Origin of the sequence: Nonomuraea sp. PA05, assembly GCF_008086045.1 — a bacterium.
Lineage (GTDB): Bacteria > Actinomycetota > Actinomycetes > Streptosporangiales > Streptosporangiaceae > Nonomuraea > Nonomuraea monospora.
Genome location: NZ_VSEY01000079.1, coordinates 1 through 24,512 on the forward strand (window position 1 = coordinate 1; position 24,512 = coordinate 24,512).

Consider the following 24,512-nt stretch of genomic DNA (forward strand, 5'->3'; position numbering starts at 1 on the left):
GCAGGAGGCGGTCGGCCATGAGGAAGGGGGCGATCGCGTTGACGAGCTGGGCTTCGAGCAGGTCCACCGGGTCCACGTCGCCGAGCCTGGCCGACCAGGAGTTGGTGGGGGAGGTGTCGGGGAGCAGCCCGGCCACGTCGGGGAGGAGCCCGGCGGTGCCGGGGAGCAGGGCGGCTGCGTGGGGGAGCGCGGTGGAGAGGTGGGGTGCTGCGGGCTCGGGCGTGGCGTGCGCGCTGTGGTTGTGGCCGCTGCCCAGTTCGGAGTAACGCAGCTCATGGCCGGGCAGCTCGGGTCCCGGCAGGCGGGTGCTCAGGAGGTTGGTGCCCGGCGGGGTGAATTCCGGTGCCCGCCAGACCGGCAGGGCGTCATCCGGTTCGGCCTCGGCGGCGGCCAGCGCGGCGTAGGAGGAGGCGGGCCGTCGCAGCGTCTGGGCGGCGTTGTTGACCAGGATGTCGATGGGCCTCCCCTCGGCGAGCAGCTGGTCGGTGAGGGCCACCACCTGGCGCGGATCACGCAGATCGAGCGCTGCCACGCGAAGCCGCCCCTGCCACCGCCCCGCACCGGCCGCGCCCGCGAACCGCCGCACGGCGTCGGCGGGAAAGCGGGTCGTCACCGTGACCTCGGCGCCGTCACGCAGCAACATCAGCGCCAGCTCATGCCCGATCTTGACCCGCCCCCCGGTCAGCAGCACCCTGCGTCCGGACAGGTCGGCGCGGGCCGTGCGCCGGGTGAAGTTGTCCACCGCGCAGTCCGGGCAGAGCCGGTGGTAGAAGTGGTGGACCCGGCTGTAGAGCTGCTGGCACACGTAACAGTGGCGGGGCCGGCGCAGGCTGCCGGGCAGGAAGGCGGCGGCGGGGCCGGTGGTCGGGAGCGGGGTGTCCATCCGCCGTTCGGCGGCTCCCATGGCGGTGGCCGCCAGCACCTCGCCGTCCTCGCGGCTGGTCTCCGCGCGGGCGGCGGCGCGGCGTTCGTGGCGACCGTCCCTGATCAGCCCGGTGGCCGCGTGCTCGATCTTGCGCCGGTCGGGGTGGCCGGCCGGTAACCGCTTGGCCAGCCCCAGCAGGCGCAGGCACGTCTCGACCTGCTCCGACTCCATCGCTCCTCACCCCGCCCCAGTGGACCCGACCGGACTCGAACCGGCATCCTCCAGCGTTTGCCACGCGGCGCATCACCACTGTGCTACGGGCCCGTCCGCGTCCAGCAGCCTAAGGCAAGATCACTGCTGAGGGCGGACGGTGATCTGCGGCACCAGCCGCCGCTCGCGTACGAGCTGGATGGCGCGTTCGAGATCGGGGGTCTGGTAGCGGTCGTCGCCGAGTGGCGCCACGTACCGCCTGAGCTCCGCCCGCAGCCGCGCCGTCGCCGCGCCCAGCGGCAGGCCCGCCATCGTCCCGGCGATCAGGTCGATGCCCTGGGCGGCCATCAGGTACTGGACGGCCAGGACGATCTCCAGCCGGTCGAGGTTCTCGTGCAGGTGGCGGGCCGAGGCCATGGCCATCGTGTTGTGGTCCTCCTGGCCGTCCTTGACCGGACGTGACAGCGTTCCTGCCGGTGAGGCTCTGACCTGCATCTCGGGGATCAGCGCGGCGGCCACCGTCTGCACCTGCACCATGCCGGAGTTGAGGCCGACGGGGGGACCGGCCAGGTTCGCCGGCAGGCCGTAGCTCCAGCGGGGGGACAGCAGCCGTCCCGACAGCTCCTGCGACAGCACGCCGACGTCGGTGATCTCCGCGTTCAGGGTGTCGGCCAGATGTCCCATGATCGAGCCGTCCCAGTTGCCGCCCGTCACGAACTCGTACCCGCGGCCCCGCTCCCGCCTGAAGATCAGCGGGTTGAAGGTGGAGGAGTTGGCCTCGCGGGTGAGGGTGCGGCGGGCGTCGGCGAGTGCGTGGCGCAGGCCGGCCAGGATGTGCGGCGCCGCCCGTACCGACACCGCGTCCTGGACCCTCGGCTCGGGGCTCAGCCGCCTGCGGCCCTCCTCCGTCATCCAGCGGGAGCCCGCGACCATCGCGCGCAGCCGCGCGGCGACCGCGTTCTCCTCGGGGATGTGGCGCTCGGCGTGGGTACGGGCGTCCAGCGCGCTCCGCTCGGCCCTGGTCGCCTCCATGAACAGGGCGAACGCACCCTCGGCCTGGTCGGCGAGCGTCGTGGCGCGGTGGACGGCGTGTGCGAGCGTGGCGGCCAGTACGGTGCCGCCGCTGACGATCGGCAGCGCCTCCCCCGCCTGGAGGGTGAAGCTCCTGGCCAGCCCGGCGCGTGGCAGCACCTCGAAGGCGGGCCCCTCCTGGCCCCGGTAGCGGACCGGGGCCTCCTCACCGATCGCCGCCAGACCGGCCGCGGCGTGGGGCTGCAGGTCGCCGGCGCCCAGGGAGCCGATCTGCGGCATGCGTGGCACGACTCCGGCGTTGATCAGGTCCAGCAGCCGCTGGGGCACCTCGGGGCGGACGCCGGCGCGGCCCCTGGCCAGTTGGTTCGCCTTGAGGATCAGGGCCAGCCTGACCACGTCGTCGGGCAGCGGGTCGCCGACGCCCGCGGAGTGGGAGCGCAGGATGTTGCGTTGGAAGCGTTCCTGCTGGGCCATGGTGAGCGGGCGGTCCTTGAGCGGTCCGAGCGCCTGGTTCCAGCCGTAGACGCGGCGGCCGTCGTTCAGGGCGGCCAGTGCGCCCGCGCGGGTTCTGGCCATGGTGGCGCGGGCGGACGGGGCGAGGGTGGCGGCGAGGGGGCGGCCGTCGAGGATCGCGAAGGCGTCCGAGAGGGAGAATGAGGCGCCGTCCAGCACCAGGCGCAGCGGGCGCGCGGCCGAGGACGCCGCGAAAAGCGGCGCGTGGGGCGGGCGGGAAAGCGGCGTGAGGGGTGGGGCGGAGAGCGGCGCGTGGGGCGGGGCGGAGAGCGGCGCGAGGGAGGGGGCGCGGGGTGGGGCGGGTTCGGCGGCTGCGCGGCCCGGGCAGTTCGCGGCGCAGCCGCCCGTCGGCGGCACGCCCAGGGCGGCGACCAGGCCGAGGCTGAGGCCGAGGCCGGTGGCGATGCGGCGGGTCATGGCGGCTCCCTCGGAACTCCCTCGGCGGAGATCGGTGCCGCACCGTTATAACGAGCCCGGCGGAGCGGGCGGCAGGAGGCCCGGCCTCGTCGGGAAGAGTGCTGACCCGATCTCGACCGTTTCCATGGCAAGCCTCCCGCCGCGTGGCGAATCGCGGCTTGAGCTGCTGCGGTGGGGGTGGGGGCGAACGGGCCGATACGGTCTACTGCCATGGAGATCTGGATCAACCCCGCGTGCTCGAAGTGCCGCTCCGCGCTTTCCGTCCTGGATGCCGAGTCGGCGCAGTACACCGTGCGCCGCTACCTGGAGGACCCGCCGAGCGAGCCCGAGTTGCGCGAGGTGCTGTCCAGGCTCGGTCTGGAACCTTGGGACATCACCCGGACGGGGGAGGCTCGGGCGGCCGAGCTGGGGTTGGACGGGTGGCCACGGGAGGCGTTCGCGCGTGATCGGTGGATCAGGGCGCTGGCGCAGAACCCGATCCTGATCCAGCGGCCGATCATCACGGCGGACGACGGGTCGGCGGTGATCGGCCGGTCGGAGGACGCGGTGCGGTCGGTGCTCTGAGCCCTCCCAGGAGGTGGTCCGGACAGGAGGAAGGCCGCGTCCCCGCGGGCGATGCGGGGGCGCGGCCTTCCTGGTCTGTGGCCTGGCCGGAGATCAGGCGCCGGTGACGGCCTTCTCCTTGGGCGCCTCGGACGGCAGGTCGAGGCTGTCGCGGAGCTTGGCCGGCTTGAGGAAGGCGGCGGCGATGAGGCCGACGACGGCGATGGCCGCCGAGATGAGGAAGATGTGGCCGGTGGCGTCGCCGTACGCGGCCCTGACGATCTCCTTGATCGGCTCGGGCAGAGCGGCGATGTTCAGGCTGCCGCCGGCCGCGGCGGCGTCGCCGCCGACCGGGATCCCGGCCTTGGCCAGCCCTTCGGCGATGCTGGTCGCGACCTGGTTGGCCAGCACCGCGCCGAGCACCGACACGCCGACGGTGCCGCCGAGCGATCGGAAGAACGTGACCGCGCCGCTGGCGGCGCCGATCTCGCTCAGCGGGACGGTGTTCTGGATGACCAGGACGAGGTTCTGCATCGACATGCCGACGCCGATGCCGACGGCGAGCATGTAGACGGAAATCAGCACCAGCGAGGTCTGGTGGTCGATGGTGGACAGGCCGCAGAAGCCCGCCAGCAGGACGACCAGGCCGACGAGGATGAACGGCTTGGTCTTTCCGGTGTTGGAGACCATCCGGCCGCTGATCGTGGACGACAGCAGCACGCCCACCATCATGGGGATGGTCAGCAGGCCCGCCTGGGTGGGGCCGAAGCCGCGGCCGATCTGGAAGTACTGGCCGAGGAAGACCGAGCCGCCGAACATGGCCATGCCGACCGCGAGGCTGGCCAGGATGGCCAGCGCGGGCGTGCGCCGCCGGATGACGTGCAGCGGCACGACCGGCTCCTTGACGACCGACTCGACCCACGTGGCCAGGGCGAGCAGCACGACGCCGCTGCCGGCGAATGCGGCGGTCTGCCAGGACAGCCAGTCGAATTCGTTGCCGACGAAGGTGACCCAGATGAGCAGGATGCTGACGCCGGCGGCGATGAGGGTGGCGCCCCAGTAGTCGATGCTCACGTTCGACCGCCGCACGGTCGGGATGTGCAGGGTCTTGGCCAGCAGCGCGAAGGCGGCGATGGTGAACGGCACGGCGATGAAGAAGCACCAGCGCCAGCCGAGCCAGGAGGTGTCGGCGATGAGGCCGCCGAGCAGCGGGCCGCCGACGGTGGCCACGGCCATGACGGCGCCGAGGTAACCGTTGTAGCGGCCACGCTCCTTCGGCGAGATCATGGCGGCGATGACGACCTGCGCGAGGATTTGCAGCGCGCCCATGCCCAGGCCCTGCACGGCGCGGAACGCGATGAGCTGGCCGGTGTTCTGCGCGAACCCGCAGGCCAGCGAGGCGACCATGAAGATGACGATGGAGATCTGGAGCAGCAGCTTCTTGTTGAACAGGTCGGCGAGCTTGCCCCAGATGGGCGTCGAGGCGGTCGAGGCCAGCAGGGATGCCGTGACGACCCAGGTGTACTGCGACTGCGTGCCGTCCAGCGCGCCGATGATCTGGGGCAGCGCCACCGAGACGATGGTGCCGCTGATCATGGCGACGAACAGGACGAGCAGCAGACCGCTGAGAGCTTCGAGGATTTGGCGGTGGGTCATCGGCTCCGCCGCGGACGGCGCTGCCGGCTGTGCACTCACGCGCGACCTCCATTTCTAGGACGTTCTAGGAAGAACAAGGGATCAACCCGGACACCTTACATGCACATGGGGCAACTTTGCGCATTGAGCATTTATTCCCGTTGGGTAAGCTGTGGTCATCATGGGCAACACATCTGGTCTGCGGGAGCGCAAGAAGGCCCAGACCCGCCAGGCCGTGCACGAGGCGGCGCTACGGCTGACCGTCGAACACGGCCTGGACAACGTCACCGTCGAAGCCATCGCCGACGCCGCCAACATCTCGCGGCGCACGTTCTCCAACTACTTCGACGGCAAGGAGGACGCGCTGCTGTACGGCGACGAGCAGCGCCTGGACACCCTCGTGCTGCGCGTACGCGAGCAACCCGCCGGCCGGACCGCCTGGCAGGCGCTGCGCGGCGCGCTGCAGAGCCTCTACGCCGAGACCGGCGGCCCCGACCGCGAATGGCACCAGCGCGCCCGCCTCGCCATGCGCCACCCGTCCCTGCTGGCCAGGCAGCTCGCCGGCCGGGTGCGGCTGGAACGGTCGCTGAGCCAGGCGATCGCCGAGCGCGAACAGCCAGGGGGCGTCGGGCCGGAGATGGTCACGGCCGCGTTCCTGTCGGCGATGCGGATCGCCACGCAGCGGTGGTGCGCCGACTCCGAGACGCGGTCGCTGCACGAGCTGACGGTGCTGGCGCTGGACGAGATCGCCCGGCCCTTCGACGAGGCATGGCCCAGCCCCTGTCCGTCCGGGGGTGAGGGAGGTCCGGGCGGGCAGGGGCTGGGCGGCTCAGGGTGACGTGGCCTGGCCGTGAACGTGGCCGTGAACGTGGCCGTGAACGTGGCCGTGAACGTGGCCGTGAACGTGGCCGTGTGGGGGCCTGGGCTCAGGCGCGCTTGACCTCCCAGCTCAGGGTGGCGGTGCTCGGCGAGGTGTTGGTGACGCACACCTCGTAGCTCTCCGTGATCGGCGGCGTCAGGGCCCGGTCGATGGACGCCGTCGTCTCCAACGGCTGCTCACCGAGGATCTCGCCATCACCGTTCGCCGCCCTGATCGCGAAAAGCACCGGCACGGACGACGTCCCGGCCAGCCGCAACGCCGGCGCCTCCCACCCGGCTGCCCACTCGCCGCACGCCCGCGCACCCGCGCCGAGCACGGCCGTGTGCGGCCCGACCCCCGTCAGCACCTTCGGCCCGGGGACGGGACCGAGCGACAGACGGTAGTGGACGGTCGTGTCCGAGGTGTTCGTGAGACAGGCCCGGTAGTACGCGGGCCCGGGGGACGGCGACGTGACGCGCGCGCTCGTCAGCTCCCACTGGGTGCGGCGCAGGAGCTCGGTCTCCGGCCCGTCCACGGTCGCGGAGGTGCGGATCGTCCACGTGACGGGCGCCTGGTGGGTCGCGTTCCCGTACGCCCACGCGCCCCTGTCGGAGTAGGCGCGGTCGGTGCAGACGACGTCCCCAGGACGCAGCCCGGACCCGTCCGCGGCCCCGGCCGGAGCGGCGGCGAGCACGATGACCCCGGCAGCCACCAAGAACGCGGCGGCCGCGTGACGCAACTTGCGAAATGCCATGACTTCTCCTCGTGCGTCGAGACGGCCCGGCCCCTGTCGGCGGACCGGGGCCGGGCCGGTCGCAGGCGCGTCCGACCCACCGGCACCGGCGCCGCCGCAGTCGGGGAGGACTCCAGCTCAGGCCTGTCGTCAACCCCGTCGAACGCCGCCGCCGCGGGCCCGGGCCCCCGCGCTGCTGACGTCGGGAATGCTAGGAGATCGCCCTTCCGGAATCCTTACTCGCCCGCTTGCCGCGATCATCCGATCTCCGTCCCCGTCATCCGGCGGCGCGCCGGAGGCGAAGACCCGATCGGGGAGACGCCCGGACGGGGGCATGCCGCCGGGCCCGCTTCACGCATGCGCCTGGGGAGTGTGATGGTGGAGTTCCGGATCTTGGGTTCGGTGGGGGCGGTGCACGACGGCGCCGCGATCGCGCTCGGCGGGCCGCGGCACCGGCGGCTGCTCGCCGTCCTGCTGCTGCATGCGGGGCAGCCGGTGTCCGTGCCCGCGCTGACCGACGCCCTGTGGGGCGAGCGGCCGCCGCGCAGCGCGGCGGCGATGATCCACGTGCGGGTCTCCGAGCTGCGCAACGCGCTGCGGGCCGCCGGGCGCGGGGTGCTGACGCACGACGGCGGCTATCTGCTGCGACTCGGTCCGGACGAACTGGACGCCGGCCGCTTCGAACGGCTGGCGGGGGCGGGGGCCGCCGCGTTGGCCGATGGGGATCCGGCTCGGGCCCGTGCCGCGTTGGAGGCCGGGCTGGCGTTGTGGCGGGGGCCCGCGCTGGCGGAGTTCGCCGACGAGGCGTTCGCCCGGCCCGACGCCATCCGGCTCGGGGAGCTGCGGCTGCAGGCTGTTGAGCATCGGATCGCGGCCGACCTCGATCTGGGGCGGCATGGTGAGGTGGTGGCGGAGCTGCGGAAGCTCGTCACCGATCAGCCGCTGCGGGAGCGGTTCTGGGGGCAGCTCATGGTCGCCCTGTATCGGGCGGGGCGGCAGGGGGAGGCGCTCCAGGCCTATCGGGCGGCTTGGGATCACCTGAGGGATCAGCTCGGGCTTGAGCCGGGGGACACGTTACGGGGGTTGCATCAGGCGATCCTGACGGGCGACCCGGCGTTGCAGGTCGGTGGCGTGGACGTGGGGACCGTGCCTCAGCCAGGCCATGGGACACCTCCCAAGGCCGGAAGGCCGCGAGCGAACCCGCGGCCGGTGACCGCCGTTCCCGCGCAGTTACCCGCCGACGTGCCCGCCTTCACCGGCCGCGCCGATCAACTACGCCGGCTCGACGACCTGCTCCTCCACACCCACGACGACCACACCCCCGACGACCGCACCCCCGACGACCACACCCCCGACGCCCGCCCGGCAGACGCCACGGTCACCGTCGCCGTGCTCTCCGGCACCGCGGGCGTCGGTAAGACAGCCCTCGCCGTGCACTGGGCGCACCGCTCACGCGACCGGTTCCCCGACGGACACCTGCACGTGGACCTGCGCGGTCACGACCCCGGCCGGCCCATGGCCGCCACCGACGCCCTGGCCCGCCTCCTGACCGCACTCGGCGTGCGGCCCGCCGACGTCCCCCTCGACATCGACGAACGCGCGGCCAGGCTCCGCACCGAGCTGGCGGGCCGCCGCATGCTCGTGATCCTCGACAACGCGTCGTCGGCCGAGCAGGTCCGCCCGCTGCTGCCCGGCACCGGGCCGTGCGGGGTGCTGGTGACCAGCCGGGACAGCCTGGCGGGGCTGGTCGCGCGGGACGGCGCCCGGCGGGTCGAGGTCGGCCTGCTCCCGCCCGCCGACGCCCACTCCCTGCTGCGCCGCCTGATCGGCGCCCGCGCCGCCGCCGACCCGACCGCCGTCGCCGCCCTCGCCGCCCGCTGCGCCCGCCTGCCGCTGGCCCTGCGCATCGCCGCCGAACTGGCCGTCTCCCGCCCGGCGCTGCCACTCCGCGCCCTCGCATCCGAACTCGCCGCCCCCTCCACACCGCCGTCCGTATCGTCGTCCACGCCGACCGATGCCCGCCCCCGGCTGGAGCTGCTCGACGCGGGTGGCGACCCGCGTACCGCCGTGGCGTCGGTGTTCTCCTGGTCGATCAGGCACCTCCCGCTGGCCGCCGCCCGCACGTTCAGGCTGCTGGGCCTGCACCCGGGCGCCGACTTCGACGTGCACGCCGCAGCCGCGCTGACCGGAAGGGACCTGAAGGGAGCGCGAAGGGCAGTCGAGGCGCTGACCCGCGCCCACCTCCTGCACGAGACCACCCCCGCCAGGTACGGCATGCACGACCTCCTGCGCGCGTACGCCGTCCGCCTGGTGACGCCGGAGGAGCCGGACGCCGCGCTCGCCCGCCTGTCCGCCTACTACGTGGCCGCCGCCGCGACGGCGATGGACGGCCTCTACCCGGCCGAGACGCACCGCCGCCCGCCCGCGGAGCCGCAGGACACCCCGCTTCCCAAGCTGGCGGGCACCGACGCGGCCCGCAGGTGGCTGGACGCCGAGCGGCCGAACCTGGTGGCGGTCGCCGCACACCGTCCCGGGCTGTCGGCCATCATGTACCGCTACCTCGGCGCGGGGCTCACCACCGACGCCCTGGCCCTGCACTCCCGGGCTCACCAGACGGCGGACGGGACGGGCGACCGGGAGGGGGCGGCCTGGGCGTTGCTGGGGCTGGGGGAGGCGTACCTGGAGATGGGGCAGCACGACCGCGCGGCCGGGCTCTTCGGGCGGTCGCTGGCGTCGTTCGACGGGACAGGGCAGGGGATCGGCGCGGGCATCGCCATGACCGGCCTCGGCAGGGTGGAGTTGCGGCAGGGCAACCTGGACGCGGCGCACCGGCACCTCGAAGGCGCCCTGACCCGCTGCCGCAGCGCGGGCGACCCCACCGGGGAGGCGCGGGTGCTGAACGTCCTCGGCGTCGTGGCGGAACGCCTCGGCCACACGGACCGGGCCATCGGCCATTACCGGAAGGCGCTGGCCCTATTTCAGCGCACGGGCGACCTGTCGGGGGAGGCGGCGATCCTGAGCAACCTGAGCATCGCCGAGCAGCACGCCGACCGGCCCGACCGGGCCGTGGGGCACTGTGAGCAGGCGCTGGTGCTGTTCAGGCGGCTCGGGGACGTGTCGGGTGAGGCGAGCACGCTGGACAACCTGGCGGGTGCGCAGGCCCGCCTCGGCCGGCACGCCGTCGCCGCCGAACACTTCGAACGGGCGTACGCGCTCTATCGGGAGATCGGCGACCGGGAGGGGCAGGCGTGGGCGCTGAACGGGCTCGGCGAGACCGCGCTGGCCACCGGGCGTGCGGGTGACGCCGTCGCCTGCCATGAGGCGGCCCTGGCCGTCGCCGCCGAGATCGGGGCGCCCGATCAGCAGGCTCGTGCCCATGCCGGGCTCGGACACGGGCACCGGGCGTCCGGACGTCCCGATCTCGCGCGCCACCACTATGAGCGGGCGCTGGGCGGGCGCGCCGACCTCGACCCGGCCACGGCCCGTGACGTGCGCGCCCAGCTCGCGGCCCTCCCCGGCCCACGATGAGCCAGGCCCGCCCCGAGTCCAGGCCCGCCCGCCCGCCATACCCAGGGATCAGGCGCGCGCCCGCCACAACAGGTAAACGAAGTACGGCGTCCCGATCAGCGCCGTGACCAGCCCCGCAGGCACCTGCGCCGGCGCGATCACCGTCCGCCCGAGCGTGTCGGCCAGGCTGACCAGCACCGCCCCGAGCAACGCCGCCACCGGCAACACCCGGGCATGATGCGCCCCCACGAGCGCCCTGGCGGCATGCGGCGCCACCAGCCCCACGAAGGCGACCACCCCGACCGCGGACACGGCCGTGGAGGTGAGCAGCACGGCCCCACCGAGCGCCCCCAGCCGTACAGGCTCCAGGGGCACACCCAGGATGCGCGGCGTGTCCTCGTCCAGAGCCAGCAGGTCGAGGTCGCGCCGCAGCCACACCAGCAGCGGCACGACGAGCGCGAGCGCGAGCAGGACGGGCACGAGCTGCACGGGCACCCGCCCGTAGGTGGAGCCGGAAAGCCAGGTCAGGGCCTTGGCGGTGTTCCACGGGTCGGACAGGACGATGATCAGCACGGTGATGGCGGTGCAGGCGGCCTGCATGGCGACGCCGATGAGGACGAGCCGGTCGGAGCTGAGCCCGCCGCGCCACGCCAGCCCGTACACGAGCCCGAACGAGACGAGCGCGCCCGCGCCGGCGGCGGCGGACATCGACCAGATGCCGGCCATCGGCGCCAGCGTGATCAGGGAGACGGCGCCCACGCCGGCGCCGGTGGTGACGCCGAGCACGCCGGGTTCGGCGAGCGGGTTGCGGCACACGGCCTGCACGGCCGCGCCGGCCACGGCCAGTGCGGCGCCGGCCAGCACGGCGGCGCCGACGCGGGGCCACCGCTGGTCGAGCACGTACGTCAGCGCCCGCCCGCTGCGCCCCTGCAGCCAGTTGGCCACGTCGCCGGTGAGCAGCCACCGGTCGCCGCCGAGCAGCCCGAGCACGATCGCGCCGGCGAGGAGGGCGGCGCAGATGGCGACCACGGTGAGGAAGGCCGTGCGGGAGCGGGCCCCGCCGGTGCGGACGGCGGGCGGCTTGCGGGTCGGTCCCGCGTCGCGGTAGCGGCGGGCCAGCCAGATCATCACGGCCGCGCCGATGACGGTGGTGACGACGCCGGGCGGCACCTCCACGCCTGCCTGCGCGCCGAGCACGGCCCGCAGCAGGATGTCGGAGCCCAGCATGATGAGGACGCCGGCCACCCCGGACAGGGGCAGCAGCATGCGGTGCCGGTGCAGCCCGGGGATGGACCTGGGCAGCAGCCGCACGACGACCGGCGCGCACAGCCCGACGAACCCGATGGGCCCGGCGATGGTCACGGCCGCCGCCGCCAGCAGCACGGCCAGCAGGGTGAGCCACAGGCGCAGCCGCCGCACGTTCAGGCCGAGTACGGTGGCGGTGTCGTCGCCGAGGCCGAGGATGTCCAGGCGGGGCCCGGCCACCACGGCGGCGGCCAGCGCGATGGCGATGAGCGGGCCGAGCTGGGTGACGGCGTCCAGGTCGCTCTGGACGAGGGAGCCGCTGCCCCAGGCGAACAGCCCGGTGGTCTCCTGCTCGAACAGGATCATGACGAGGTTCGTCAGCGAGCTGAGTGCCAGGGACGTGGCCGTACCGGCGAGGATCAGCCGGGTGGTGCCGGTGCGCCCGCCCGCGGACAGGGCCAGCACCAGAGCGGCGGCGCAGAGGCCGCCGACCAGCGCGAGCCCGCCCGACACGGGCACGGGCAGCGCCAGCCCGAACGCGGCCGCGGTGGCGACCGCCAGGTAGGCGCCCGAGCTGACGGCGAGCGTGTCGGGCGCGGCCATCGCGTTGCGGGCGACGGACTGCAGCAGCGCGCCGGCCACGCCCAGCGCGACGCCGACGCACACGCCGGCCAGCAGCCGGGGCAGCCGTGAGGCGATGAGCACGCGGGCGGCCTCGTCGGCGTTGCCCGAGTCGCCGCCGAACGGCAGGGCCAGCAGGTCGAGCGCGCCGATGGAGGAGGTGCCCTGCGTGAGGTGCACGGCCGCCACCAGGACGGTGGCGCCCAGCGCGAGGAGGAAGACCCCGGCGGTGCCCAGCCGCCGCAGCGGCGTGGTGGGCGGCGCCGGGGTCAGGACGTCCGTGCTCAACCGGTGAACGCCTTCACCAGAGCGTCGGCGAACTGCTGGCAGGACGCGGGGCCGCCGAAGGTCCAGATCCCGTTGGGCAGTTTGGTGACCTGCTGCTTCTCGACGAACGGCAGCGACTTCCAGATGGCGTTCTTGTCGAGGCCGTCGGCGAAGACGTCCTCACCGTCGGAGGCGTTGTAGAAGAAGCGGGTCTCGGGGTCCTTGAGCACGGTCAGGCCCTCGACGTCGGTGGTGCCCAGGCCCCACTCGGCGTCGACCTTGCCCGTCCAGGCGTTCTTGAGGCCGAGCTGGGTGGCCACCTCGGAGACGAGCGCGCCCTTGCCGAACAGGCGGATGGAGATGGTGCTGCCCTGCTTCCACCCGTCGGCCATGATGAACGGCTTGCCTGCGGCGCCCGCGGCGGCGAGCTTCTCCTTGCCGGCGGCCATCGCGGCGTCGAAGTCGCTCATCAGCTTGGTGGCGGCGTCGGTCTTGCCAGTGGCCATGGCGATCATGTTGAGGTCGTCGCGCATGCGCTTGAGGTTGTCGGTGGCGTCGCTGCCCTTGGCCACCATCACGGGCACGAACTTCTCGAGCTGCGTGGCCAGTTCCTCGTCGTCGGACTCCATGATGACCAGGTCGGGGTCGAGGGCGCTGATGGAGTCGATGCTGGGCTCCTGCCGCATGCCGACGTCCTTGACGGTGGAGTCGAGCTTGGCGGCGGTGTCCCAGGTGGCGTATCCCTTCACGTCGGCCGCGCCCACGGGCATGACGCCGAGGCTGACCAGCATCTCGGTCTCGCCCCACTCCAGGCTGACGACCCTGGTCGCCGGGCGGTCGAGCTTGACCTCCTTGCCGCGGGCGTCGGTCAGGGTGACGGGGGTGGCGGTGGCCGACGCCGTGCTGCCGGCGGCGGGGGACTGCGTCGTCACGGGGGCCTCTGTGGTGCCGCAGGCGGCGAGGACGACGACGGCGGCGAGGGCTGTCAGGGGAGCCGTCAGGGCACTGCGCATGGTTGTTCCTGTCATGTGGTTGCTGGGACGGGGCTGGTCAGGTGGCTGCTTGGACGGTTCTGGTGTGGCGGCCGATGGGCCGGGTGGTCACGGTGCCGGTCCTCGGGTCGTGGCTGACCTCGATGCGGATGCCGTAGGTGTCGGTGAGGAGCTCCTCGGTGAGGACCTCGGCGGGCGGGCCGTCCGCGCGGATGCGGCCCCGGTGCAGGAGCACGACGTGGTCGGCGATCTCGGCCGCCTGGTTGAGGTCGTGCAGGACGACGCCGATCGCCACGTTGTGCTCGTCGGCCAGGTCGCGGACGAGGTCGAGCAGCTCGACCTGGTAGCGCAGGTCGAGGAACGTGGTGGGCTCGTCCAGCAGCAGGACGCCGGTGTCCTGGGCCAGGCAGGTGGCGAGCCAGACGCGCTGCAGCTCGCCGCCGGACAGCTCGTCCACCGGCCGCTCGGCCATCTGGCTCACGCCGGTGAGGTCCATGGCCCGCTCGACGGCGGCGGTCCCGTCGGGGTCCGCTGCCCGCCAGCGCCGCCGGTAGGGGTGGCGACCGTAGCCGACGACGTCGCGCACGCACACGCCGCCGGGGGTGGGGCGGCTCTGCGCGAGCAGCGTCACCCGGCAGGCGAAGTCGCGCGCGGACAGCGCCAGCGCGTCGGTGCCGTCACCCAACGTCACGGCGCCGCTGTCGGGGCGGTGCAGCCTGGACAGCGCGCGCAGCAGCGTGGACTTCCCGCTGCCGTTGGGGCCTACCAGGGCGGTCACGTGGCCCGGCCGCAGGGTGATGCGACCGTCCTCGACCACGGGGGTGCCGTGGTAGCTGAGGCGAAGCTCCGCGCCGCGGAGAGAGATCTCCTCGGTCATGGGCCTAAGGTTAGGCTAACCTTGCTAAGGATGCCATGCCGGGGTGGGTCACACCTTGTGATCAGTCGCTGTACAGCAGCGACAGCGGCTCCGCCGGAGCCGGATCGGCCAGCCGGGTCGCCGTCCGCCCGACGTAGCGGACCAGCGACCGCGACAGGTGCGGCTGGTCGAAGTAGCCCAGCCGGTGGATCACGTCGTGCGCGGGCACACCGTCCCTGATCAGCGCCACCGCCTGTCGCGCGCGGCCGATCCGCTGGACGGCCCCCTGGGTGAGCCCGGTCGCCGCCACGAACCGCCGCTGCACCGTACGCTCCGACACGCCCGCCGGCCTGCCGCCGAGCACCGCGGCCACCACCGGATCGAGAACCAGGATCTCCTCACGCACCAGCCGCCGCACGAACGCCTCCGCGTCGTCGTAGCCGGGCAACCGCCAGGCGGACCCCTTCAGATGGAACGACCTGCGCGTCGCGTCCGGAATCTCCAGATTGCCGTCCACCAGCCGCTCCATCGGGAAGTGCGGCATCGAGGTGCCGACCGCGAAGCTGATGCCGAAGAACGTGGCGTACTCGGGCACCGGCGCCGGGCTCGCCTTCGTCTCGGGCCCCTGCACGGCCGCGCTCACCCGCCCGCCGTGCTCCCAGAACACCAGGTCCCAGGTCGCCGAGGCCACCGACGTCATGCGGCCGACGTCGTCACTGCGGCTGCGCCACACCCGCTGGACGTACGGCGAGTCGGACGGCCTGCTCTCGACCTCCAAGCCCATCGCGGCCCCTCACTGGAAGCTCCACTGCGGTTCCACAGGATCGCACACACCTGGCCGGCCGGGTCTCTCAAAGGCCGAAGGCGCCGCCCTCGGCCAGGATGACCAGGCCGAGCCCGATCAGGACCTCCGGCCCGCCCGCGCTCCCGGCCACCGGGTCGTCGCCGTCGTGGCGGTCGCGCCGCGCCGCCCGGCGGCCTGCCCGATGACGCCCTCCGATCTGTCTTGGTGACCTCAACCCTTGACAGCACCATATGTATCGATAAAGTAACCGCGTCCTTTTCGCCCTTGGAACGAGAAACGGTGCCCTGATGAGTGACCACGTCGTGCCCGCTGTCATCAACCTCGACGTGCCAGGCCCGGTGATCAGCCGGCACCTGTACGGTCACTTCGCCGAGCACCTCGGCCGGTGCATCTACGGCGGCTTCTACGTGGGCGAGGACAGCGAAATCCCGAACGAGGGCGGCATCCGCCTCGACGTGGTGGAGGCGCTCAGGGCGCTGAACATCCCGAACCTGCGCTGGCCGGGCGGCTGCTTCGCCGACGAGTACCACTGGATGGACGGCATCGGCCCGAAGGCGGACCGGCCGGTGATGGTCAACACGCACTGGGGCAACGTCGAGGAGAACAATCACTTCGGCACGCACGAGTTCATGGCGCTGTGCGAGCTGCTGGGGACGGAGCCGTACATTTCCGGCAATGTCGGGTCGGGCACCGTCAAGGAGATGAGTGACTGGGTCGAGTACCTGACCCGCGACGGCGACTCGCCGATGGTGCGGCTGCGCAAGCAGAACGGCCGCGAGGAGCCGTGGAAGGTGCGCTTCTGGGGGCTGGGCAACGAGGCGTGGGGCTGCGGCGGCAACATGTCGGCCCAGCACTACGCGGCCGAGGCCCGCCGGTTCGGCACCTACTGCCGCGACCACGGCGACAACAAGCTCTACCGCGTCGCCGCCGGCGCCAACTCCGCCGACTACGGCTGGACCGAGACGCTGATGAAGCAGTACGGCGAGCTGGGCTGCGCCTACCGCCCCACGCACTTCATGCAGGCCCTGTCGTTCCACTACTACACGATCCCGGGAACGTGGCAGGACAAGGGCGACGCCACGGTCTTCGACGACGGCGACTACTACGCCACGATGGTCAAGGCCGCGCACGTGGACGAGCTGATCACCGGCCACTCCAACGTGATGGACTGCTACGACCCCGGCAAGACCGTCGGCCTGGCGCTGGACGAGTGGGGCACCTGGTGGAACGTCGAGCCCGGCACCAACCCCGGCTTCCTCTACCAGCAGAACACGCTCAGGGACGCCCTGGTCGCGAGCCTGCACTTCGACATCTTCCACCGCCACGCCGGCCGCCTGGTGCTGGCCAACATCGCCCAGACCGTCAACGTGCTCCAGGCGATGATCCTCACCGACCCCGACACCAAGGCCCTGGTGCTGACGCCGACGTACCACGTCTTCGAGATGAACAAGGGCCACCAGGACGCCACCTCGCTGCGCGTGGACCTGCGTGCGGACGCGCCCGCCCGCCAGGTCGGGACCGACACCCTGACCACCGTCTCGCTGTCGGCCAGCCGCAAGGACGGCAAGGTGCTCGTCTCGCTGTCCAACCTGGACGCCGAGCAGCCCGCCGACGTCGACCTGGACCTGCGCGGCGGCACCCTGGCCGACGTCCGCGCCCGCATCCTCACCGCAGGAAAGCTGCAGGCGCACAACACGCCCGACGCCCCCGCCACCATCGCCCCGCGCGCCCACGACCAGGTCACCGCCACGGCGACCGGGCTGCGCGTGCACCTGCCCGCTCACTCCTTCGTCACCGTGGAGGGCCGTCTCGGCTGAGACGGGTGCACATCGGTCCGATCGGCGACGGGCCGGCGGAGGCGAGCGAGGCCGCCGGCCCGGTACGCGCCCGTTTCCCGCCTGGAGGGCCTGCTCACGCCGCGCCCCGCCGCGTAACGTACGGGGGTATGACCCACACTCACGATGAGGACCCGGCGTGTGAGGTGGCCCACAGCGAGGCCCCCGTCGCGGCGGACGGGCGCACCCTGGTCGCCGTCTTCGACTCCCCGGTGGCCGACTGCCTGCTGAGGTTCGGGGCCGAGCTCGGCTACCGCACGGTCCTGTACGAGCCCGACCCCGAGCGCCAGGCCCGGGGTTCGGTACGGGCGGAGCGGCTGGCCGACCACCTGGACGGCACGGCCGACGTGGTGCTCACCGACCACCACCGCGACGAGATCGGCCCGGTCCTGCGCGACGTGCTCAAGTACCCCGTCCGCTGGGTCGGCATCATGGGCAGCGCCCGGCACACCGCCCCGCACGTGGGGGCGCTGGCCGAGCTGGGGGTGCCGCCGGAGGAGGTCGCCAGGGTGCACCGGCCCATCGGGCTGAACATCGGCTCGAAGACCCCGCCCGAGATCGCCGTCGCGACCCTCGCCGGCCTGATCGCCGACCGCAACGGCCGCCCGGGCGGGTTCCTCTTCTAGGCGCTCACACGTTCCGGACGAGCGGGAGCCGCCGCACCCCGGTCAGCGTCGGCGTGGGGATGAACAGCACCGGGTCGTCGGGATCCGTCCGGAGCCGTTCGAACCGGTCGAGCAGGATGTTCAGCGCGATCCGCCCCTCCAGCCTGGCCAGAGGAGCGCCCAGGCAGAAGTGGATGCCGCGTCCGAAGGCCAGGTGCGGGTTCGGGTCGCGGTGCGGGTCGAACGCCTCCGGGTCGGGGAACTGCCGCGGGTCCCGGTTGGCCGCCCCGAGCCAGCACATGACCATCTGGTCGGCCGGGATGGTCACGCCGCCCAGCTCCACCTCGCGGGTGGTGGCCCTGCCGAGCGCGGCGAACGGCGTGAACAGCCGCAGCGACTCCTCGATGACGGCCGGGATCGAGGCGCGGTCGGCCCGCGCCCTGTCCTGCTGCTCGGGGTAGGCGTCCAGGCACAACACCGTGTTGCCGAGCAGCATCGTCGTGGTGATGTGCCCGGCCAGCAGCAGCACGATCGCGAAGTTGACCACCTGGTCGTCGGGCAGCCGCTCGCCGTCCACCTCGGCCTCGACCAGCCTGGTGAGCAGGTCGGCGCGCGGCTGCCTGCGGCGTTGCGCGGCGTGCCCGGCCAGGTAGTCGGACATCTCCTTCCACGGCTTCATCACCGCCTGGAGCTCCGCCTCCCGGTCGTCCGACGGCCGGTTGACCGAGACCTTGGCGTCGCGCTGGAACAGCGCGTCGGCCCACCGCTTGAACAGGGCGCGGTCGCCGCTGGGCACCCCCAGCAGCTCGGCGATGACGATGACGGGCAGGGGATAGGCCAGGTCGCTCACCAGCTCGAACCGCTCCCGATCACGCGCCGCGTCGAGCAGCTCATGGGTGAGCGCGGCGATTCTGGGCTCGAGATCCGCGACGACCTTGCGCGTGAAGGCGCTGCTGACCAGCTTGCGCAGCTTGCCGTGCTCGGGCGGGTCGATCTGGGTGATGAAGCCGTCCAGGGAGAAGTCGTCCTTGGAGGGCATCATGGACGCGGGGACGACCCGCATGGTGTCGGAGGAGAACGCCGCCGGGTCGCCGAGCACCTCGTGCAGCTCGGGGTGACCGTAGACGTTCCACATTCCGGCGTCGGCCGAGAACTCCACCGCCGGGCCCGATCGGGGCCCGTGCAGCCAGAAGTGTTGTACGGGGATGTCGTACCGTTCGACGATGTCGGCCATCGCCACTCCTTGTCGGTTGTCAGGATGACGCGTCGCGGTACTCCTGCCAGCGGTGCAGCATCTCGTCGCCGTCCTGCACGGTGAAGGCGAAGAAGTCCCTGGTCTCCGCCAGCCGGACGCGCTGGGCGGCCCGGCTCTCGTCGAGGATCGACAGCCCGTACTCGAGCGTCTCCAGGCTCTGCTTCACCAGCCCGAGCTGGACCTGCAGGATCTGCGCCCACCCGCCGCCGACCGCCCGGTAGCGGTGCTCGCGGCCGGCCGCAGGGACACGTTCGATGATGCCTCCCGCCTCCAGTTGCCTGGCGACCGTGCTGACGGCGGTCTTGCTCAGGCTGAGCTCCGCCGCCAGGTCGGTGAGCGAGGGGTCGGGAGGGTCGCAGATCATCAGCCACGCCCAGAGGCGGCCCATGGAACGGGTCGCACCCAGGCGCTCCATGACCAGCCCCATCCGATCGACGAACTCGCTCTCCGAGGGCTTCACGGGCGTCAACTCCGCAACGATCGTCAAGTACGTACTTTACGTACGGTACGCCGAGGATCCTGAAGTGAGAAGAGCTGGGATCAGCCGGCCTGGCCCGCGACCTCGTCGACCCGCACGAACGTGGCGCCGTGGGCGGCGGCGCGCGCGCCGAGCACGTGCCCGTCGCACATCCGCGTGACCGTCCCCGCCTGGTCGATCACCTTCCACGTGGCCGGCTCCTCGCACGGCCGGCCGAGCCGGTCGTAGCTCCAGGTCCGGTGGCACACGCGGCACTCGGTGATGCCCGCCCGGGAGGAGAGCGTGTTGCCGTGCTCCGCGCACACGCCCCACGGCAGGCCGCACGGCCGCACCTGCAGCCTGGCCAGCTCGGCCGCCGCCCGCTGCAGGTCCTCGGCGGCCCTGGCCAGGTAGCCCGCCGCCTGCCGCGCCTCCACCAGGGGGTCGGGCTCGGTGCCCGGTGAGCCGCCGCAGAGTGCCCAGACCTCGGCGGTGAGCGCGTCGGCGCGGGCCGCGAGCGCACGCAACTGCTCGGGTGTGACGGTCATGCGGGCTTCCATCTCGCGAGGGCCGTCGCCGGTACGGCCGGGAACTGGTCGCTGAACTGGACCCTACGTCCTCGGGGCCGCCACCGCGTTCACGCCCCCGTCACGGCTCGCAGGATGCTGTAGCGGCCCGAGGTCGGGGTGACCTCCTCCAGCTCCCAGCCGCCCGCCCGCAGCAGGTCCCGGTACTGCGCCTCGGTACGCTCACGGCCGCCCAGCAGCACCAGCATCGCCAGGTCGGACATGTGCACGTGCGACGGCGTCCACGGCTCGGGCAGCAGCATCTCGACCAGCAGCAGCCGGGCGCCGGGCGGGGCGGCGCGGCGGCAGGTGGCCAGGATGCGGACCGCGTGCTCGTCGTCCCAGTCGTGCAGGATCCACTTCAGCAGGTACAGATCGCCCTTCGGGACCTCCTCCAGGAAGTCGCCGCCGACCAGGTCGATCCGTTCGGCCAAGGGAGAGCCCCGCAGCCGCTGCCGGGCCGCCTCGATCACCGGCGGCCGGTCGAGCAGCACGCCCGTCGCGGACGGCGCCTTGTCCAGCAGGGCCGCGAGCAGCACGCCGTAGGCGCCGCCGACGTCCACGAGCCGTTCGTACGCCGAGGGGTCCACGGTGGCCGCGACATCGGCGGCGACCTGCGCCGACTGCTCTCCCATGCCCAGCGCGAAGTGCTCCGCCTCCTCGGGATGGGCGGCGAGGTGCTCCCAGAACGTCCGGCCGAGCAGCGTCGGCGCGACCGGCTCGCCGGTGTGGACCGCCTGCTCGAACTCCCCGACCAGACGCCACACCGTCGGCGAGCCGTAGGCGACGGCCAGCTCGCGCAGGGCCGTGGGGGAGTCGGAGCGCAGGCACTCGCCCGCCTCCGTCAGCCGGTAGTGGTCCGGCTCGGTCTCCGTCATCAAGCCGGCCGTGGCGGCGGCGCGCAGCAGCCGTAGCAGGGCGCCGGGGTCCACGCCGACGGCCGCCGCCAGGTCCCGCGTCGAGCGCGGCCCGGCGGCCAGCTCGTCGGCGACGCGCAGCCGGGACAGCACCACGATGATCTGGGTGTGCCAGAAGCCGCTCAGCAGTTGCAGCACGTGCTCCGCTGGTTTCCCGCCGTCGGCGTACGACATGGACTCACTATGACATCCGGTACGGATGGTGTCATCGGAGAGTTCTGCCCGAAATTTCAGGAGCCCCGCCAGGCCCGCCCCGGACGCCCGCCGCCCCTCGTCCTTCGCGTTGAAGTCGGGCATCCCGTTCGACCAGCGGCTTGCGGCGATTGTCAAAACCCCGTAACGAGAGATGTACTGCCTTCCGGAAAGCTGATCTTCACGATCTAGCCCTAGGGAGGACTGGTGGACTTCGCGATCCTGGGCACCATCCGCCTCAACGGCCCGGCGGGCCGGATCCGCCTCAGCCGCAAGCAGCGGGCGGTCATCGCGGCACTCCTGCTCCACCCCAACGCCACCGTCTCCACCGACCGGCTCATCTCCGCCGTCTGGGACGAACCGCCGCGTTCGGCCGTCGCCAACATCCAGACCTACGTCAGCCAGCTCCGCCGCCTGCTCGAAGGCAGCGGGCTGGAGGTGCGCACCGAAGGGTCGGGGTACGTGTGCGAGGTGCCGCCGGGGCGGCTGGACCTCCAGGTGTTCGAGGAGGGACTGCGGCGGGCGCGCGCCGCCAGGACGGGTGCTGTTCGGACGGGGGCGGCCTGGACGGGCGGTGAACGGACCGGTGGCGAACGGACGGGCGACCTGGCGGGCGGTGACCTGGCCGGAGGTGACCTGGTGGTGGCCGAGCGGGAGTACGCGGCCGCCATCGCCCTGTGGCGCGGCACGCCCGCCGAGGACGTGCCGCTCAGCGGGGCGATCGCGCCGCGGATCACCGAGCTGGAGGAGCGGCTGGCCGTCGCCCGGTCAGAATGGATCGACGTGCGGCTCGCGCTCGGCCGCGAGGACCTCGTCGCCGAACTGCGTGCCCTCGTCGCGGCGCACCCGCTGCGGGAGCGGCTGTGGGAGCAGCTCGTCGTCGCCCTGGGGAGGGGCGGGCGGCGGGACGAGGCCCTGGACGCCTTCCGGCAGGCGCGCGAGCTGCTGGTCGCCGAGCTGGGCATCGAACCGGGGCCCGAGCTGCGCCGCCTGCACGCCGCACTGCTGGCGGGGGACACCGTGGGGCGTGCGGCGGTGCGGGACGACTCCATGGCGCGTGCGGCGCTTGGCGACGACTCCGACGTGACGCGGCAGCCGTCGGCGGAGGAGGTCGAGGAGTGGGAGGCGGTGCCCGTGGCGTTCCGGCGGTTGTGCCAGTTGCCCGCCGACACCGCGGACTTCGTCGGGCGCGAGGCCGAGATCGCCGAGCTGACCGCGGCACTGAGGGCGCGGGAGGACCGGCTCAGCCCGCCCATCGTGATCGTGTCCGGCCTGCCCGGCATCGGCAAGACCACCCTCGCCGTCCACCTGGCGCACCTGCTGCGCTCCGACTACCCCGACGGCCAGCTCTTCGTCCGCCTCGGTCAGGACGAACGCGGCCCCCGCGAGCCCGGCGAACTGCTCGACGTGCTGCTGCGCTCCCTGGGCCTGGACGGCGCCGCCATCCCCGCCTCCGCCGAGGGGCGCGCCCGCCTGCTGCGCCAGCGCCTGGCGGACCGGGCGGTGCTCGTCGTGCTGGACGACGCGGTCGAGGAGGCCCAGCTCCGCCACCTCCTGCCCGGCACGCCGCGCGGCGCCGTCCTGGTGACCTCCCGCTCGCGGCTGCCCGCCCTGGAGGGCGCAATACGCCTCACGCTCGACCTGCCCGACGAGAAGGACGCCCGCATCCTGCTCGAACGCGTGGCGGGCCAGGACCGCATCGGCATGGCGCCCGGGGCGGCCGAGCAGATCTTGCGCTCCTGCGGCCGGCTGCCGCTGGCGATCCGGGTGGCGGGCGCCCGGCTGGCGACGCGGCCGGTGTGGCCGGTCAGCGAGCTCGCCACCCGGCTGGCGGGGCGCGGCCTGGACGAGCTGGTGGTCGGCGGGCTGGACGTGCGGGCCACGTTCGAGCCGAGCTACGCGGCGCTGCCGGACTCGGCCCGGCGCGCGTTCCGGCTGCTGGGGCTGACCGGGCTGGACAGCGTGGCGGAGTGGTCGGTCGCGGCCCTCCTCGGACCCTCCCGGCGGGAGACGGAAGCGCCTCACGGGCTGACGCCTGATGCGGCGGCTCACGGGCTGCGTGCGGATGCGTGGCCTTACGGGACGCAGGCCAGCGCGGCGGCGTACGGGCTGGAGGTGGATGCGGGGCCTTACGGGACGCAGGCCGGCGCGGCGGCGTACGGGCTGGAGGTGGATGCGGGGCTGGAGGCGGATGCGGCGCTGGAGACGCTGGTCGCGCGGGGCATGCTGACCTCCACCGAGGTGGACGGCGCGGGGCAGCCCCGCTACCGCCTGCACGACCTGCTCAGGGTGTACGCCCGCGAACGAGCCGAGGCGGAGGACCCACCGCGACGCCGCCGCGAGGCCCTGACCAGGCACGTGCTGGAATGCCTGCGCCGCACCAGGACCGCGACGCGCCACCTGCCGATCCCGCTGTCCCCGCCGTTTCCGAGGGACCCGGAGTCAGGACCGGCGCCCGACGTGCGGGCGAGCGCGGCGTGGCTGGCGGCCGAGCGGCGCACGCTGATGCTCGCCCTGGCCGCCGCGGCCGAGCTGGGCCTGGTCGCGCCCGCCGCCGAGCTGGCCCACCACCTCACCGGCTACCTGCTCACGGAGCACTACCTCGACGACGCCGAGCAGGTGCAGCGGATCGTGATCGGCATGGGCGACGAGTGCGCCACCCTGCGGGCCCGGCTCCTGCTGGCCACGGTGGACGTCGAGCGAGGCCGCTACGTGCGGGGTGACGAGGCGTGCGAGGCGCTGCTGGCCGACCTCGGCCGCGCCGGTGACACGCACGGCGCCGCGTACGCGCTCATCAGCAGGGCGGGGGCCCGCCACGGGATGGGCCGGTTGGACGAGGCGCTGGCCGACGCGTACGCCGCCCTCGACCTGCTGGCCGCTCACGGCGACACCGCCGGGCTGGCGTACGCGTGGACCTGGCCCATCTGGATCCACCTCGAACGGGGCGAGCACGGCCGGGCCGCGGAGATCGTCAGAGCCCGGCTGGCGGTGACCCCCGACGAGGACCACACGATCCGCGGCCACCTGCTGCGCGGGCTCGGCACCGCCCTCTACCAGCAGGGCGAGACGGCCGAGGCCGTCGCCTGCTATCGGGAGAGCCTGCTGACCGCGCGGGCGGTGGGCGGCCGGGGCGAGCTGAGCAAGGTGCTGCGCCGCCTCGGCGAGGCGCTGGGCGCGCTGGGCCGCTTCGACGAGGCCGCCGAGACGCTGACGGCGAGCCTGCGGCTGTTCGTGGAGTGCGGGGACGTGCTCGGTGAGGCGCTGGCCGGGCACGCCCTGGGCGTCGTGCGCCTGCGCCAGGGCGATCCCGGGCAGGCGCTCGGGCATCTGGGGGCGGCGCTGGAACGGCTCGGCGGCGACGGGCCCGAGGTGTGGCGGGCGCGCACGCTGCTGGAGCTGGGCCGGGCGTACGCCTTGCTGGGCCGGTCCGAGGAGTCGGCTGTGGCGTGGCGCGATTCGCTCGCCCTGTTCGGCGACGCGGCGGAGGCCGAACAGGTGGCGCGCTTCCTGGCGGAGTCCGGTCATGCGGCGCCGCCCCTGGAGCGGGCGGGCGGAGTGACGCAGCCCCTGGCAGAGGCGAGGTAG

Annotated in this window: 19 protein-coding genes and 1 tRNA gene; 6 read left to right on the plus strand and 14 right to left on the minus strand. The window is 73.3% G+C overall.

Annotation, left to right across the window (positions count from 1 at the left end):
- The 3 genes from FXF51_RS58350 to hutH all read right to left on the minus strand — a co-directional run.
- The coding region (locus tag FXF51_RS58350) for an SDR family NAD(P)-dependent oxidoreductase (RefSeq protein ID WP_222871972.1) at positions 1–1,096 on the minus strand (1,096 nt) is incomplete at its 3' end.
- Positions 1,097–1,116: 20 nt separating this feature from the next.
- Positions 1,117–1,189: transfer RNA gene (locus FXF51_RS58355), tRNA-Cys, on the minus strand.
- A 27-nt stretch (positions 1,190–1,216) separates the two neighbouring features.
- Positions 1,217–3,037: a histidine ammonia-lyase gene (gene hutH / locus FXF51_RS58360; RefSeq protein WP_148443498.1), complete on the minus strand. Its 1,821-nt coding sequence runs from the start codon at positions 3,035–3,037 to the stop codon at positions 1,217–1,219.
- 210 nt (positions 3,038–3,247) lie between these two features.
- On the opposite strand from hutH, the gene FXF51_RS58365 reads away from it, so the two are divergent.
- Positions 3,248–3,601, plus strand: coding sequence for an arsenate reductase family protein (locus FXF51_RS58365; protein ID WP_148443499.1), 354 nt, complete (start codon positions 3,248–3,250; stop codon positions 3,599–3,601).
- Between the two features lie 93 nt (positions 3,602–3,694).
- Here the strand turns inward: FXF51_RS58365 and FXF51_RS58370 are convergent, their stop codons facing one another.
- Positions 3,695–5,236 carry an MDR family MFS transporter gene (locus FXF51_RS58370; RefSeq protein ID WP_148443520.1) on the minus strand — a complete coding sequence of 514 codons (1,542 nt, stop codon included), beginning with the start codon at positions 5,234–5,236 and terminating at the stop codon, positions 3,695–3,697.
- 160 nt (positions 5,237–5,396) lie between these two features.
- Between FXF51_RS58370 and FXF51_RS58375 the strand changes: the two genes are divergently transcribed.
- Positions 5,397–6,053, plus strand: coding sequence for a TetR/AcrR family transcriptional regulator (locus tag FXF51_RS58375; protein ID WP_148443500.1), 657 nt, complete (start codon positions 5,397–5,399; stop codon positions 6,051–6,053).
- An 88-nt stretch (positions 6,054–6,141) separates the two neighbouring features.
- Here the strand turns inward: FXF51_RS58375 and FXF51_RS58380 are convergent, their stop codons facing one another.
- Entirely contained in the window at positions 6,142–6,828 is a 687-nt protein-coding gene (locus tag FXF51_RS58380; RefSeq protein WP_148443501.1) for a hypothetical protein, read from the minus strand.
- Between the two features lie 354 nt (positions 6,829–7,182).
- Between FXF51_RS58380 and FXF51_RS58385 the strand changes: the two genes are divergently transcribed.
- Positions 7,183–10,335, plus strand: coding sequence for an AfsR/SARP family transcriptional regulator (locus FXF51_RS58385; protein ID WP_187415172.1), 3,153 nt, complete (start codon positions 7,183–7,185; stop codon positions 10,333–10,335).
- Between the two features lie 48 nt (positions 10,336–10,383).
- On the opposite strand, the gene FXF51_RS58390 is transcribed toward FXF51_RS58385, so the two are convergent.
- From FXF51_RS58390 to FXF51_RS61655, 5 genes are all read right to left on the minus strand, one after another.
- Positions 10,384–12,468 carry an iron ABC transporter permease gene (locus FXF51_RS58390; RefSeq protein ID WP_148443503.1) on the minus strand — a complete coding sequence of 695 codons (2,085 nt, stop codon included), beginning with the start codon at positions 12,466–12,468 and terminating at the stop codon, positions 10,384–10,386.
- The gene (locus FXF51_RS58395) at positions 12,465–13,460 is read right to left on the minus strand and encodes an iron-siderophore ABC transporter substrate-binding protein (RefSeq protein ID WP_148443504.1); all 996 of its coding nucleotides are present in this window, start codon (positions 13,458–13,460) and stop codon (positions 12,465–12,467) included. The genes FXF51_RS58390 and FXF51_RS58395 overlap by 4 nt, the downstream gene beginning before the upstream one ends.
- 37 nt (positions 13,461–13,497) lie before the next feature.
- A complete protein-coding gene (locus FXF51_RS58400; protein ID WP_148443505.1) occupies positions 13,498–14,316 on the minus strand; it encodes an ABC transporter ATP-binding protein in 819 nt (272 codons plus the stop codon).
- Positions 14,317–14,377: 61 nt separating this feature from the next.
- Entirely contained in the window at positions 14,378–15,079 is a 702-nt protein-coding gene (locus tag FXF51_RS58405; protein ID WP_148443506.1) for a helix-turn-helix domain-containing protein, read from the minus strand.
- Between the two features lie 67 nt (positions 15,080–15,146).
- A complete protein-coding gene (locus FXF51_RS61655) occupies positions 15,147–15,314 on the minus strand; it encodes a hypothetical protein (protein WP_187415173.1) in 168 nt (55 codons plus the stop codon).
- Between the two features lie 73 nt (positions 15,315–15,387).
- Here FXF51_RS61655 and FXF51_RS58410 point away from each other — a divergent pair, with 73 nt between their 5' ends.
- Both FXF51_RS58410 and FXF51_RS58415 read left to right on the plus strand, forming a co-directional pair.
- Positions 15,388–16,917, plus strand: a complete 1,530-nt coding sequence (locus FXF51_RS58410; protein ID WP_148443507.1) for an alpha-N-arabinofuranosidase — start codon at positions 15,388–15,390, stop codon at positions 16,915–16,917.
- Positions 16,918–17,045: 128 nt separating this feature from the next.
- Positions 17,046–17,561, plus strand: coding sequence for an XdhC family protein (locus FXF51_RS58415; protein WP_148443508.1), 516 nt, complete (start codon positions 17,046–17,048; stop codon positions 17,559–17,561).
- Positions 17,562–17,565: 4 nt separating this feature from the next.
- On the opposite strand, the gene FXF51_RS58420 is transcribed toward FXF51_RS58415, so the two are convergent.
- The 4 genes from FXF51_RS58420 to FXF51_RS58435 form a co-directional block, all read right to left on the minus strand.
- Positions 17,566–18,774 (minus strand): cytochrome P450, encoded by a 1,209-nt coding sequence (locus FXF51_RS58420; protein ID WP_148443509.1) that lies wholly within the window; start codon positions 18,772–18,774, stop codon positions 17,566–17,568.
- A gap of 19 nt (positions 18,775–18,793) precedes the next feature.
- Positions 18,794–19,282 carry a GbsR/MarR family transcriptional regulator gene (locus tag FXF51_RS58425; protein ID WP_222871973.1) on the minus strand — a complete coding sequence of 163 codons (489 nt, stop codon included), beginning with the start codon at positions 19,280–19,282 and terminating at the stop codon, positions 18,794–18,796.
- A 53-nt stretch (positions 19,283–19,335) separates the two neighbouring features.
- Complete coding sequence (locus FXF51_RS58430; RefSeq protein ID WP_148443510.1) at positions 19,336–19,800, minus strand: hypothetical protein; 465 nt, start codon at positions 19,798–19,800, stop codon at positions 19,336–19,338.
- Between the two features lie 89 nt (positions 19,801–19,889).
- Positions 19,890–20,909, minus strand: coding sequence for a methyltransferase (locus FXF51_RS58435; RefSeq protein ID WP_187415174.1), 1,020 nt, complete (start codon positions 20,907–20,909; stop codon positions 19,890–19,892).
- Between the two features lie 225 nt (positions 20,910–21,134).
- Here FXF51_RS58435 and FXF51_RS58440 point away from each other — a divergent pair, with 225 nt between their 5' ends.
- A complete protein-coding gene (locus FXF51_RS58440; RefSeq protein WP_148443512.1) occupies positions 21,135–24,512 on the plus strand; it encodes an AfsR/SARP family transcriptional regulator in 3,378 nt (1,125 codons plus the stop codon).

Coding starts and splice junctions, on each gene's coding strand:
- FXF51_RS58395 (WP_148443504.1), bottom strand. CDS start 13,460: ATGCGCAGTGCCCTGACGGCTCCCCTGACAGCCCTCGCCGCCGTCGTC.
- FXF51_RS58420 (WP_148443509.1), bottom strand. CDS start 18,774: ATGGCCGACATCGTCGAACGGTACGACATCCCCGTACAACACTTCTGG.
- FXF51_RS58400 (WP_148443505.1), bottom strand. CDS start 14,316: ATGACCGAGGAGATCTCTCTCCGCGGCGCGGAGCTTCGCCTCAGCTAC.
- FXF51_RS58385 (WP_187415172.1), top strand. CDS start 7,183: ATGGTGGAGTTCCGGATCTTGGGTTCGGTGGGGGCGGTGCACGACGGC.
- FXF51_RS58410 (WP_148443507.1), top strand. CDS start 15,388: ATGAGTGACCACGTCGTGCCCGCTGTCATCAACCTCGACGTGCCAGGC.
- FXF51_RS58415 (WP_148443508.1), top strand. CDS start 17,046: ATGACCCACACTCACGATGAGGACCCGGCGTGTGAGGTGGCCCACAGC.
- FXF51_RS58375 (WP_148443500.1), top strand. CDS start 5,397: ATGGGCAACACATCTGGTCTGCGGGAGCGCAAGAAGGCCCAGACCCGC.
- FXF51_RS58370 (WP_148443520.1), bottom strand. CDS start 5,236: ATGACCCACCGCCAAATCCTCGAAGCTCTCAGCGGTCTGCTGCTCGTC.
- FXF51_RS58365 (WP_148443499.1), top strand. CDS start 3,248: ATGGAGATCTGGATCAACCCCGCGTGCTCGAAGTGCCGCTCCGCGCTT.
- FXF51_RS58430 (WP_148443510.1), bottom strand. CDS start 19,800: ATGACCGTCACACCCGAGCAGTTGCGTGCGCTCGCGGCCCGCGCCGAC.
- FXF51_RS58380 (WP_148443501.1), bottom strand. CDS start 6,828: ATGGCATTTCGCAAGTTGCGTCACGCGGCCGCCGCGTTCTTGGTGGCT.
- FXF51_RS58435 (WP_187415174.1), bottom strand. CDS start 20,909: ATGTCGTACGCCGACGGCGGGAAACCAGCGGAGCACGTGCTGCAACTG.
- FXF51_RS58405 (WP_148443506.1), bottom strand. CDS start 15,079: ATGGGCTTGGAGGTCGAGAGCAGGCCGTCCGACTCGCCGTACGTCCAG.
- hutH (WP_148443498.1), bottom strand. CDS start 3,037: ATGACCCGCCGCATCGCCACCGGCCTCGGCCTCAGCCTCGGCCTGGTC.